Below are 11,876 nucleotides of genomic sequence, written 5' to 3' on the forward strand. Positions count from 1 at the left end.
CAGCGGCTCCAAAGCATCGTGGTCGCCCTGGCCGGGCGTGTATTCCCGTCGCGTAGGCGCTCTTCTTGCTACGTCCTGTCCGGCGGGAAAGTGCGTGACTGTCGCGCTTTCGGGACTGTCGGGGCGGGGCGCGAAAGAAGCACCAAGGGGGAAGGCGGGAGAGGGAGAATCGGATTTCGTGGGGAAGTTGTTGCCGCGACAGCGACAGTCGCGGCAGCCTTCGGCGTGTTCGGTGTGGTTCCGGCCGGCGCCGCGTCGGAGGGGAACCTTGAGGGGACGTGGATGTCCACCTCGGTATGACCAAGTTCCTGGTCCACTACGTCGACAGCAGTGGCCGACCGCAGTGGCCGACAGCAATGGTCGACAGCAGTGGGGGGAGCACTTCGGATCTGCGATCACCATCCCGAAGAGACGCTCACGCACGGGCACTCGACCAGTGCGTCCGCATCCGACTCGCTCGCGCGGCGCACAGCGAACTCCCCGAGTTTCTCTGCATCCACGAGACCATGCTGTCGGCCCACCTCGCCTACGTGCCCGTCCGGTCTGCTGTGGCGGCGCTCTGAACCGCCGTGCTGCCGCCCCCCGTTGTCCGTGCCGCACCGCGGTCCGCCATGGAGCTCGTCAGTGCCGAACGCCCGCCGAGCAAATTTCCGCTGATCGGTAGTGAGGGGCGGATCACGGGGGTACCGTAGCCGAACCTGAGTCCGACCAGGCCGTTTCGGCCGCACGAGGTGACGAACGATGAACAATTACGCGCTGTCCGTACCGCATCCGACGAGCGCGCACCCCGCCCGCGTCTACAACGTCTGGCTGGGCGGCAAGGATCACTATCCGGTGGATCAGGAGGCAGCGGAACTCGCTGCCCGGGCGAACCCGACGATCGTGCCGTCGGTCCGGGCCAACCGGGCCTTCCTCGGCCGCGCCGTACGTCACCTCGCGGCGGCCGGGGTACGTCAGTTCCTCGATATCGGTACGGGCATTCCCGCCGCAGAGAACACCCACGAGGTGGCCCAGCGGACCGCTCCCGAATCGCGTGTCGTCTACGTCGACAACGATCCGATCGTCCTCTCCCATGCGCGGGCACTGCTGGTCAGCGGCCCCGAGGGGCAGACCGACTACGTGCAGGCCGATGCGCGGGACGTGGACACGATTCTCGACGCGGCCTCCCGCACCCTGGATCTGGACCAGCCGGTCGGTCTCATGCTGGTGGCGATCCTGCAGTACATCAAGGACGCCGAGGACCCGTGGGACGTCACCCGTCGGCTGCTGGACCGGCTTGCCCCCGGCAGTCACCTCGTCCTGTCCCATCCGGCCGTCGACGTCACCGCCCCCGAGGTCGCCGAATCCATGCGGATCTACAACGAGCGCGCCGCCAGCCACGCCTCCGCCACCCCCCGCACCCACGAAGAGGTGCAACGATTCTGCGATGGCCTGGACATCCTGGAACCGGGCGTTGTCACCCTGACCCGCTGGCGTCCCGGACCGTCCGATACCCCGGACGACACCCTGCCCATGTGGTGCGCCGTCGCCCGCAAGGCTTGACCGGCGACTTCCCCGCCCTGCGTCTCACCGGCAGCGGCTGGGTCGATCACAATCACGTTCTGAGCTCGCTTGTGGCCGGGCTCCGCCTCGATGCCACAGAGCTGACGTGACAGCCGTACGCGCCCTGTGAACGGATTGCGTCACGGCCCACGCGACAGCATGGCACTCGCGTGGGCGCCTGGCCCATGTCGCCCACTCGCCGCGGTGGCGGCGTTCGGGCTGACGGAACCTGGCCCGGGGACTTCCTCAGCAGGCTCGTGTGACCGATGTGGGCCACGGACGCGTCCTGGCCGAGGAAGTCCGCCCGCTGGTGACCGTAGGGCCGGCCCGGCCCGCCCTCGACCGCACTGAGCAGCTCGGCGGGACGCGGCCCTCCGCCGAGCTGCTGTGTGCGGCAGGGCCGCGGCTCGCGCCATTGAGGGGGGCCTGTCGTCCTCCTCTGCTCGGGCCCGCCGAGGCGGGTGTGTGCATCATCGGAGCAGGCCGCACCGGACTATGGAGCGCCTACCCCCTCAAGAAGGCGTGACCCGAGTGGGACATCATGGTCCTGGAACGGGAGTTCGCGGGTTCGAGGCGTCAGGGCGCAACGGTGGCCGGCCGGCGGCCAAGGCGCCCGGATCGTCTGATCGGTTCGCCAACGAGCACGGCTGGGCCGCCGTGTTGAGATTCCAGGAAACTATGACCGCCAGGGTCGACAGGATGCTCGGGGGTTCTGCGGCGGGAGAAGTTCGATGCGGACCCGATCAAGAGCGGCCACCTGGGTGAGGGTGGTGGCGCACGCACCAGCCCAACTGGATCTGCTGCGGAACTCTGCGGCCACTTACCGAAGCTGGGACATCGCGACGAAGTCCTGCTGTCATCAGTCGAGTGGGAACGCAGGGTCGGCCTGTCGGGGGATCAGGCCAATACGTGGCCGATGAGTTCCTCGCCGAAGACGTCGTAGACGATGACGCGAATCTGCTGCGAGTAGATGGCGGAGAAGGTCTCCACAATGGTTTTTGCCGTGGACACGGGGTCCTCGACGGAGGGTTGGGCCGTCGTTCATGTCGGTGGAGAGGGAGGAATTTCCGGATTCGGTGTCCCAATCACCGTTGATCTTCTGGACTCGTGCGGCAGCCTTCTGCTGGCTTTCGGTGCCGTGCTTATTTACCGCGACCGGAACTCTCGTGCCTGCTTGGAGGACTTGGCCTGATTGGTGTCCTCGGGGAGTTTCGTGGCTATGTTGGTGGAGGGACGGGCCCGGCAGAGTCGCCATGGAGACTGCATCCGGTGAGCAACGCGGCCGTGACTGCAAGCATTTTTTTGCGGGCTCGCATTCACCGCGAAAGACCAATTGTCTGTAGCGTTCCGCTCCGATTACCCTTGATCACAAGCCGCCGGCCCGCGACCTGAAGACCTTTCCGCCTTCTCTGCCCGGCGTCCACCGAGGAGTTCAGCGACTGACGCACAACGCAAGGACGAGAGCGATGACTACAGAACCGTCCCCTGAAGGTCCCGGCCCCGTACCCAGTCGACCGGATCCGGTTCCGCATGACCCGCAGCCACCACCCGAACCGGGCCCCGGCAAACCTGAACCCCACCCGGGACCGGAACAGCCCCCGGCGCCGGAGCCCGGATCCCGCCCCGTCCCCGAGCCGCCCGACTGACCGGGCGCTCTGCAGCCCTTCTTTCATCAGTTGCTTGTGAGCGTGCCCCACTGATTGCAGCCTCATCAGGGTGATCGGCGCAAGATGGATACGGGTAGCCGAGTGGGCCGTGCACCGCCCGTTTCCGGGCATTCTTTCAAGATTGCGCGGCCGTCGGAGCATGGCCTCGTCGGACGCGTGCAGCGGCACCGCCGGTCAGGGTTCGTTGCTCGCTGAAACGTCGCTGATGACCGCCTCCATCGCGCGCACGCGTGGGTCATCCGGGTCGGTCGAGGCGACCTGGCGGAGCCTGTGACGGGTATGAGGTGCGGTCCGGTGCCGGCGAACCCGCCGTACACACCGTCCGCGAACGCCCGCCTGCCGCGTTGCGGTTCGGCTCGCGCCTGGGAGGCGGGCGACGACGGCCGGGCAGTGATCGACACGCTCTGTACCAAGGTCCCGCGGTTCGTTCCTTTCGGGCCTGTCCCAGCGACATGGGGTTGACCGTCGCGAGCATTTACCGAGAACCGGCGTCGAGGTAGCGCCCGTACGAGGTGTCGAGGTATCGGTCCGCCATCAGATCGGCGAACAACTGCGCGTGGATCTGTTCCGTCCGTCCCGCACCGAATTCGTCGTACTCCGCAGCGGCCGTTCCTGCTGTGGCCCGGCCCGTCAGGAGCGGTAGAAGCAGGGCGGAGGACACCCCGCCTCGGGCTTACGGAAGCTTCATGGTGCTTCCTCTCGCCGCCCCCTCCGGTTGCTCCGGGGGCACCGCACGACAGGAGTGCCGACGGTCGCGACAGATATCCGCACAGGCCCAGGCATCCTCTGGCCCCGACCGGAGGACGCCAGGGGCCGAGATCCCGGCCGAACGCTACGTATACGGCATTATCGGCGAAAAGATCCAAGAAATCGAGATCGCCCGCAACGACGATTCCGTATCGAGCGGCGAAGGGGAGAACTCCTTCAGAGCTTCGGATCCGGAGGGCTCCGTTTCGGCCGTGACCCAAATGGCGGGCTGCGCGGACACCAAACCTCCGTGACTCAACGGCACGTGCCGGGCGCCGCCCGGGCAGTCGGTCACGCAGCCGGTCAGGATCTTTTGCGCCGTGTCCCAAGGGGCCTGTTGCCCCGCTCGGGATGCGTAAACCTGGACGCCGATCACTCTGGAGACATGGCAGAGCTATGCCGGTGAGTGGCGGCCTCCTCAGCAGGTACCGATCGGCTGTATACCCATGAAAAGGTGACTACCCCATGAATAGCGGAAACAGGATTTTGCTTGCCGCCGCGTTGGCCGGCGGCTATGTGTTGGGCCGCACGAAGAAAGGCCGGTTCGCTCTCACGGCGGCGTCGTATATCGCTGGACGCCAATTCGGACTCGAACCGCGACAGCTCGTGACCCAAGGGATGCGCAAGCTCGGGGAGATCCCCCAGGTTGCGGAACTGGGTGAGCAACTGCGTGGAGAGGCCATGGATGCCGGCCGGGATGCCGTCACCGCCGCTTTCAACCGTCGACTGACGACGCTCGCCGATTCGCTCCATGAAAGAACACTCCAGCTCGAGAGTGGTGGGGAAGAACCGGAAGAGGAGGAAGAAGAGGAAGAGGAGGAGCGCGAGGACGAGTACGCACGAGACGGGGGAGAGAGGCCGGAAGAGGAGTACGAGGAGGAGCCCGAAGAGGAGTACGAGGAAGGTGAGGAGGAAACCGAGGACGAAGAAGGTGAGGAAGGGGAGCCGGAGAGGGAGGAGCCCGAAGAGCGGCCCCGCCATCGCACTTCCCGAGCTGCTGAGGAGCCTGCGCCAAGGAGGCGTGAGTCGGCCACGTCGACCGCCGGCCGACGTGAAGCGGAAAAGCGGGGAGCCCCCGCGAAGAGAGACGGGCAAAAACCGGCAGCCAAGAAGGCCACCAAGAAAGAGGCGGCTTCCAGTAGGGCCGCTGCGAAGAAAACAGAGCCCGCCAAGAAACCAGCAGCCAAGAAGTCGGAACCTGTCAAGAAAGCCATCGCGAAGAAGACGCCTGTGAAGAAGGCGCCTGCAAAGAAGGCTGCCGCAGGGAAGAAGAAGACTGCTCCTGCTGCCAAGAAGGCTGTCAAGAAAAGTACGAAGAAGGCATCAGCGCGCGTCGAGCGCCGGAGGTAACAGGTCATGTCAAGAACGGAACAGGGCAATGCGAACTCGGGAATCGATCGACTGCGTGAAGAACTCGGGGACTATCTGAAGGCTCGGGTAGGGGATCTGGCCGAAAAGGCCGGCGACAAGCTGATCGACGCGACGGACCAGCTCACCGGCGTCGCTGAGAACGGCGGATCACTCTCCAAGGTCGGAGCCAACCTCCTCGGAGGCGACTCCCCCCTCAAGGCCGTGCTCTCCGGGACAGCGGAGAACGTCAAGGACAAGCTCGTGGGGAAGGCCAAGGATATGTTCGGCGGGGGAAAGGGGCGCAAGTCAGGAGACAAGAAGGTCACCAACATCATCGAGGTCATCGATGTCGGTGTGCCATTGCGTACGGCCTACGACCACTGGACGCAGTACGAGAAATTCAGCAGCTTCACCAAGGGTGTACGGGATGTTTCTCGGACCGATGAGACGTCCAGTAACTGGAAGGCCAAGGTCGGTCCTTCGACCCGGGGTTGGAAAGCGACCGTTCAGGAGCAGGTACCGGATGAGCGCATTGTCTGGACGTCCGAGGGGGCCAAGGGGTCGACGCGTGGTGCAGTCAGCTTTCATGAACTGGCGCCCGGACTGACTCGCATTGTTCTGGTCGTCGAATACTACGCTTCGGGATTCTTTGAGAAGACCGGAAATCTGTGGCGTGCTCAGGGGCGGCGACTTCGGCTGGACCTCAAACACTTCCAGCGTCATGTCACGTTCACCGACGAAGAGCCCGAGGGCTGGCGAGGTGAAATTCGCGACGGTGAGGTCGTACAGACCCACGAAGAGGCTCTTGAGGAAGAAGAAGCCGCGGACTACGACCGAGAGGACGCCGAGGACTACGACGCGGAGGACGAGGCAGAGGGCGACATCGACGAGGAGAACGAGGACGAGGATGACTGGGAGGAGAGCGACGAAGAGCAGGACGATGAAGATGAAGAAGACAGCAGGTGAGTTGAGGCCCCGTCACGTTCCTTGGCAGACAGTCGTATTCATGTCCTGGTGGAGCGGTGCAGCAGCCCGTCGGTCCCTGCGGAACGGGAAGATGCCGATTCTTCGTCGACGAGCTTGTGAGGCGTCCGTGTCGTCACTCACCGGCCGGCTGCAAGGGGCGCTGTAGCTGATCCCGACGCGGTGATGTGTTACCGAGCGCGGGCGAACCGGACCGGCACCGAATGGACCGGACGCGGGCCCGCCGTCGCCCCGAGTGCGGCGGGTCGCCGTCGTGGCTGTCAATGCCTCGGCATGTCCATCCTTCAGTGCTTGAAGACGTCCTTGCCCTTCTCAAATACCTGCTTCACCTTTCCCTTCGTCTTCTGGGCCCTTCCCTTTCCCTCCAGGCTTTCATTGCCCACGGCCTTCCCGACCGTTTCCTTGGTTTTCCCTTCTGTTATTTTTCCGATGTTCTTGGTCTTCTTTCCGATGCCCATGTCGTGCTCCCTGGGATCATTCGGGTGGTGGCAGTAGAGTTCCGAGCGGTCCGAGATCCAAATTGAGATCTTCCATGGAAAGGTCGTACCGGGCGCAGAGCTCAATCATACGACTGTGCAGAATCATCAGAGTGGCTCCCAGGCGCTCCTCCTGTTCCTCGCTGAGATCTCCTGCGTCGACCCGCTGAAGGGCTTGGCGTTCCATGAGCTGTCGCAGCAGCTCGACGATGGTGAGGACGAGCTTGATCAGGTCCCGTTCCACGGTGTCCGGGTCCGTGGTGACTCGGTGGGCCGGCCTTCGCGCCTCCGTCCCGCCCCGGGGCGGGACGTCCTGTGGCACCGCGGGCAGCATGCGGAAGGCACGGGCGGCGGCGTCGGCGACCTCGTCGAGGCGGTTGCCTGGTGGACGGTCCTCACCTGTCATGGTCGTCTCCGACGGGTGCTGAGACGGCATTCCACGGGGAGGGATTCTGCTCGCTGATGGAGACGATCAGCGCGCGCAACGATATGCGCACGAGGTCGATATCGGCTATGGAAAGCACGATGTCACCGGTGAGGACCACGCCTCCGCTGAGCAACCGGTCCAGCAGGTCGATCAGTGCGATCTGCCGGTCCGGCAGGGGCTCCTCCGGCGTGGCCGTCGCCGGCAGGCTGCCCGCCGCCCTCATGGCGCGGCCCTCTTCAGTGGTTCGGCCTCGGCGGGGGTGGCGAAGGAGTACGGGGCCCACGGCCCGGTGACTTCGACGCGTACCCCGGGAAGCCCTTCTGCGGCCCTCATCACGTCGGCGCGGAATCCTTCGGCATGGTGCAGCGGCACAAGGTAGGCGTCGTTGACGACGTTCTCTCCGGGCCTGCGGGCGAGTTCGCCTTGCTGCGGCCGGTGCTGGACGCGATCGACCGCAAGAGCGCGGGCGGCGGCCTCGACCCGCTCAGCTGCCCGTTCGGCGTTCCGGTAGGCGTCATCGCGGGCGTGTCGCTGTGCTCTGCGCCGACTGAGGTACGCCCGCCCCGGGCTCAGGCCCGTATCCGTGGGTCCGTCGGCCGGATTCTCGGTCGCCTCGGCCGCTTCGGCATAGATCTTGACGCCCCACTCCACCTGCGCTGCCAGGTCGGTCAGTCGGCGGTCGAACGCCTCGTGGCGGGCGCTGAGCATGAGCCGTACCCGCTCGTCGTCCAGGTATACCGTCGCCAGACGAAGCGGCAGGACGGTGGTGCGGGCGGCCAGCGCCTCAATCACACGGTGATGGGCGCGGGCCACCGACTCCAGCCAGTCCAAGTCCTCGAGATGGGCTCGCAGCGCGGCTTCCTGGAAGTCCCGCTCGGGTACCGGGCTCACGGCGATCACCACATCGTCGCCTTGTCCCGCACGCACCAGGTGCACCGGCGTATCCGCTACTCCAGGGAGTCCGGCGAGAGTTTCCTCCAGCGATCCGTCGGCGTCCCGTGCGACGGCGTACGCATAGATGATGGCCTCGGTCATGGCTTGTCCCGCTTCTCGCTGCGGGGGCCGGAACCTGCCCGTTCGGTGCGTGAGGTGCGGCGGCGAGCCGAAGGACGACTCTCCTCGTCCTCGGCCGCTGGCAGCTCACGGTCCTCGCGCAGCGCCGCGATCTCGGCTTGAAGCCGCTTGTTCTCCTCGGCGAGTGACCGGTAGCCGTCGTTGGCGCGGGAGGAAAGCGCGGGGTCGTGCTCCCACCAGTCGATGCCCATTTCCTTCGCCTTGTCCACCGAGGCGACCAGAAGGCGCAGCTTGATCGTGAGCAACTCGATGTCCAGGAGGTTGATCTGGATATCGCCTGCGATGACGATGCCTTTGTCCAGGACCCGCTCCAAGATGTCGGCGAGATTGGCCGAGGAGCCCTGGCCGTACGGAGCGGACCTGGACGGGAGGTCGCCCAGCCTCCTGGCGACGGGTTCGGTCACGACCGCTGCACCTCGATTCCCTGGTATCCCGGCTCTTCAACGGGAGCGCGTGGCAATGCTCCCGTTCCGAGGCTGCTGCGATCAGGCACCGGTGCCCTGGACATGAGCCCTGATCTCGTCCAGCCGGTCCAGCAGTGCGTCCTCGCGCCGGTCGAATGTTTCCTCGTCGATGTCTCCCGCAAGGAGTTGTCGTTCGAGTTCGGCGAGTTCCCGTTCGACGGGTGCTGGGTCGTAGTACTCGTTCTCCGCGGCCTCGACGACGCGCTCCATGACCCAGGCCACGCCGCGCACCGGCGCCAGCGGAAGGGTCGCGAGTTGAGTCAGCAGTCCCATGAGGGCTCCCTAGATGAAGCTGTAGGCGGGCAGCGGACCGAGCAGCCGCAGGTCGAAGTCCTCGCCCAGTTCCTTGGCGAGACCTTGCTCCTCGCTGAGGAAGCTCTTCTCGTTGTCCCGGTCCACAAGGAAGGACACATTCAGGAAGTCGTTCCCGGTCGCCTGCGACGAGCGTTCCTCTCGCGCGAATCCGCGCAGCGTATCGAGGACTCCGGCCGCGAGTTGATCCTGCCGCGCCTGCACTTCCTGCGCGACCAGTTCCCCGAGGGCGAGCGGCAGTTCCGGGTTGCTGTTGCCACTTCTGATCGCCTCGTTGAGCTCGCGGGCCTCGTCGGACTCCTGAAGGATCTGGCGCAGCAGCGCGTTCTCGTCCTGGGCGGCCTTCAGGTGGTATTCGACGCAGCCCTCCAACGCCCGCAACCGTTCGCCGAACTCATCCGCCCGGTCCTCCAGAACCGCTCGTACGGCATCGTCGTCCGTGGTGGTGAAGCCGAACTGCAGCGGCAGAACCGTGCCGTCGGCCATCAGCCGCTCCTGGACAGCCTGGTGTGCGCCGAGATCCCGACGTTTGGGCCGTAGCTCCTCGGGGGCGTCGCTGACGACCGCGGACAGCCTTCCGGTGTGCACCGTGCGGAGGGTCGTCGGCGGGTCTCCCACTCCGTCGAGGCCGTCCAGGCGCTGCGGATGGGTGGTCAGGACGATGGAGTAGACGTATACGGCCATGACTCACTCCTCGCGGCGCCGGGCGGCAGGCCGACGCCTCGGCCGCTCCCGCCTCTCCTCGGGCTCCTTGCGCCTCTTTCCGGACTGTTCGGTCTCCTCGTCGTCGCCTCCCTTGAGGGCATCGGTCAGCACTTCGGCGGCCCCGCTCAGGGCTCCCTTGGCCTTCCCATGCGCTCCGCCCTCGGTCACCTCGCCGACCAGGTCGGTCAACTGGGAAGGCGCCTTGCGGCCCTCCTCCAGGTCGAGGCGGTTACAGGCCTCCGCGAAGCGGAGATAGGTGTCCACGCTCGCCACGACGATGCGGGCATCGATCTTGAGAATTTCGATACCCACCAGCGATACACGCACAAAGACATCGATGACCAGACCGCGGTCCAGAATCAGTTCGAGGATGTCGTAAAGGTTCCCGGACCCTCCTCCACCGCCCCTGGAAATGGCTCCTCCGCCTTGCGGCACCACAGTCATGGTGCCTCCTTTCAGCGGCTCACACCCGGCTGCCCGCGCGGGCTTCTCGTTCGTCCGGCGAACGGTGCCGCGGGCGTGCGATGCCGGGCCTCAGCCCCGGTCGATCTGCCCTCGGGTATAGCGCCGGATGCGTTCGTACGCCACCAGTTCGCCCTCCTCGTCCAGCATCACCCGGTAGCTGGCCATCACGCTGGTCGTGCCGGGGACACGTTCCAGTTCCAGGACTTCTACGTCCGCCTGCCAGCCGTCTTCCGTCGGCTTCAGCGCCGAGACGGATTCCGGAGCTCGTCCGAGCAACTCCTGAAGCTGCTCTGCCGCGTAACGTATGGCCCGCGGAGCCGAAACCCGGCGGGACGTCTGTTTCTTTTCGCTTGTTGGGCTGCCGGCTCGTCCAGTGCTGGTTTTCCTGGCGGTCTCCTTGGCGGGCTTCTTGCTGGACGGATGCCGGACACGCTCTGTCTCGTCCTCTTCGCCTACGGCCATGTTCCCTCTCCGGAATTTCGGAGACGACATGCTGCCCGCGCCATATTCACAAGACGCCATTACATGATATACGGTCCGGGCCGGCCGCATCTCGGTCTGCCGAGCACGGCTCCGTCCAATGCTGGGTGCAGTCTTGCGATCACGTGACGAAGGTCCTGCCGGCTCATTGACGCCCACGGCCGCGCGAGAATCGCTGCGAGCCGGTGGGCGCGCTATACCCCGAGTAGGTATAACTGGCCATTTCCTGAACGGTTGCTCTCGCCGCGTGCAGGGATCACAGTGAAAAGGGAAGGCTTACGCGAGATCGGAGCACATCGTGATCATTCTCGGGATTATTTTGCTTGTCGTCGGGTTCGTGACCAGTATCTCCATACTGTGGACGATCGGGATCGTTCTGGTGGTGCTCGGGGCTGTCCTGTGGGTCTTGGGATCGCTGGGGCACGCAGTCGCTGGTCGAAGGCACTACTGGTAGAGCGGTAGGGCCATCCGTCCGTCAGCCTCCCATGCCTTCGGCGTCGCTCACCAGCGGGCTGGGCTCTATGGGGGAGGCGGCAGAGAAAGATGAATCCGGGGAAGACAGGTACGAACAGCTCTGCCCGTTCTTCGTTTTCAGCGATGCAAGCGAGGAGTTATGTCGACCGGAACCCTCATAGCGATCATCGTCGCCATTGTGATCGTGTTGTTGCTGTGCGCACTGGTGGCCTCGACGGTCGCACGCCGACGTCACCTCAAAGAGCGGTTCGGCCCGGAGTACGAGCGGGCCGTGGAGGACAAGGAGAGCCGCACGGCGGGCGAACGCGAGCTGCGTGAGCGCGAACAACGCCACGATGCACTGGAGATCAAGCCACTGTCGGCGATGGAGCGGGACAAGTACGCCGAGGGCTGGAGCCGAGCGCAGGGGCGGTTCGTCGACCAACCGGACGAGGCGGTCCACGAGGCCGACCGGCTGGTGACCGCGCTCATGAGCGAGCGCGGCTACCCGACCAAGGGATTCGAACAACAGGTAAGCGACCTGTCGGTTGAACACAGCCGCACCCTGGACCACTACCGCGCCGCCCACGACGTCAATGTCCGCAGCGGCGGTCATCAGGCCACCACGGAAGAACTACGGGGCGCGATGGTCCACTACCGCGCCTTGTTCGACGAGCTTCTGCACGATGGTCACCAGCGGTGAGTAGCGGGCGCGAGCGCGCGATGGCGC

At 65.4% G+C, this 11,876-nt stretch carries 15 protein-coding genes; 5 read left to right on the top strand and 10 right to left on the bottom strand.

The annotated features are described in order from the left end of the window. Positions 1 to 741: 741 nt before the first annotated feature. Positions 742 to 1,542, top strand: a complete 801-nt coding sequence (locus OG306_RS37320) for an SAM-dependent methyltransferase (RefSeq protein ID WP_266904530.1) — start codon at positions 742 to 744, stop codon at positions 1,540 to 1,542. A 2,142-nt stretch (positions 1,543 to 3,684) separates the two neighbouring features. Here OG306_RS37320 and OG306_RS37325 read toward each other — a convergent pair. Then, on the bottom strand, positions 3,685 to 3,870 hold the full coding sequence (locus OG306_RS37325) for an iron-containing redox enzyme family protein (protein ID WP_371666128.1): 186 nt from the start codon (positions 3,868 to 3,870) through the stop codon (positions 3,685 to 3,687). Between the two features lie 551 nt (positions 3,871 to 4,421). Between OG306_RS37325 and OG306_RS37330 the strand changes: the two genes are divergently transcribed. Both OG306_RS37330 and OG306_RS37335 read left to right on the top strand, forming a co-directional pair. Continuing rightward, on the top strand, positions 4,422 to 5,306 hold the full coding sequence (locus OG306_RS37330; protein WP_371666129.1) for a histone protein: 885 nt from the start codon (positions 4,422 to 4,424) through the stop codon (positions 5,304 to 5,306). A 6-nt stretch (positions 5,307 to 5,312) separates the two neighbouring features. After that, the gene (locus OG306_RS37335) at positions 5,313 to 6,272 is read left to right on the top strand and encodes an SRPBCC family protein (RefSeq protein WP_266904528.1); all 960 of its coding nucleotides are present in this window, start codon (positions 5,313 to 5,315) and stop codon (positions 6,270 to 6,272) included. Between the two features lie 302 nt (positions 6,273 to 6,574). Here OG306_RS37335 and OG306_RS37340 read toward each other — a convergent pair whose 3' ends face one another. From OG306_RS37340 to OG306_RS37380, 9 genes are all read right to left on the bottom strand, one after another. Beyond that, on the bottom strand, positions 6,575 to 6,748 hold the full coding sequence (locus OG306_RS37340; protein WP_266750944.1) for a CsbD family protein: 174 nt from the start codon (positions 6,746 to 6,748) through the stop codon (positions 6,575 to 6,577). A 16-nt stretch (positions 6,749 to 6,764) separates the two neighbouring features. After that, positions 6,765 to 7,172, bottom strand: a complete 408-nt coding sequence (locus OG306_RS37345) for a gas vesicle protein K (protein ID WP_266750946.1) — start codon at positions 7,170 to 7,172, stop codon at positions 6,765 to 6,767. Then, positions 7,162 to 7,416: a gas vesicle protein gene (locus OG306_RS37350; protein WP_266750948.1), complete on the bottom strand. Its 255-nt coding sequence runs from the start codon at positions 7,414 to 7,416 to the stop codon at positions 7,162 to 7,164. The genes OG306_RS37345 and OG306_RS37350 overlap by 11 nt, the downstream gene beginning before the upstream one ends. Further along, complete coding sequence (locus OG306_RS37355) at positions 7,413 to 8,228, bottom strand: GvpL/GvpF family gas vesicle protein (RefSeq protein WP_266750950.1); 816 nt, start codon at positions 8,226 to 8,228, stop codon at positions 7,413 to 7,415. The genes OG306_RS37350 and OG306_RS37355 overlap by 4 nt, the downstream gene beginning before the upstream one ends. Continuing rightward, positions 8,225 to 8,671 carry a gas vesicle protein gene (locus tag OG306_RS37360; RefSeq protein WP_266750951.1) on the bottom strand — a complete coding sequence of 149 codons (447 nt, stop codon included), beginning with the start codon at positions 8,669 to 8,671 and terminating at the stop codon, positions 8,225 to 8,227. Before OG306_RS37360 ends, OG306_RS37355 begins: the two co-directional genes overlap by 4 nt. An 81-nt stretch (positions 8,672 to 8,752) precedes the next feature. Further along, positions 8,753 to 9,004: a gas vesicle protein GvpG gene (locus tag OG306_RS37365; RefSeq protein ID WP_266750952.1), complete on the bottom strand. Its 252-nt coding sequence runs from the start codon at positions 9,002 to 9,004 to the stop codon at positions 8,753 to 8,755. Between the two features lie 9 nt (positions 9,005 to 9,013). Beyond that, positions 9,014 to 9,727: a GvpL/GvpF family gas vesicle protein gene (locus OG306_RS37370; RefSeq protein WP_266904526.1), complete on the bottom strand. Its 714-nt coding sequence runs from the start codon at positions 9,725 to 9,727 to the stop codon at positions 9,014 to 9,016. 3 nt (positions 9,728 to 9,730) lie between these two features. Continuing rightward, a complete protein-coding gene (locus OG306_RS37375) occupies positions 9,731 to 10,192 on the bottom strand; it encodes a gas vesicle structural protein GvpA (protein WP_266904524.1) in 462 nt (153 codons plus the stop codon). A 90-nt stretch (positions 10,193 to 10,282) separates the two neighbouring features. Further along, complete coding sequence (locus OG306_RS37380) at positions 10,283 to 10,675, bottom strand: gas vesicle protein (RefSeq protein ID WP_266904522.1); 393 nt, start codon at positions 10,673 to 10,675, stop codon at positions 10,283 to 10,285. 316 nt (positions 10,676 to 10,991) lie between these two features. Here OG306_RS37380 and OG306_RS37385 point away from each other — a divergent pair, with 316 nt between their 5' ends. Together OG306_RS37385 and OG306_RS37390 are read left to right on the top strand one after the other, a co-directional pair. Further along, a complete protein-coding gene (locus OG306_RS37385; RefSeq protein WP_266750959.1) occupies positions 10,992 to 11,147 on the top strand; it encodes a DUF6131 family protein in 156 nt (51 codons plus the stop codon). 159 nt (positions 11,148 to 11,306) lie between these two features. Next, positions 11,307 to 11,849: a hypothetical protein gene (locus OG306_RS37390; protein ID WP_266750961.1), complete on the top strand. Its 543-nt coding sequence runs from the start codon at positions 11,307 to 11,309 to the stop codon at positions 11,847 to 11,849. Positions 11,850 to 11,876 lie beyond the last annotated feature (27 nt).

The organism is Streptomyces sp. NBC_01241 (assembly GCF_041435435.1).
GTDB lineage: Bacteria > Actinomycetota > Actinomycetes > Streptomycetales > Streptomycetaceae > Streptomyces.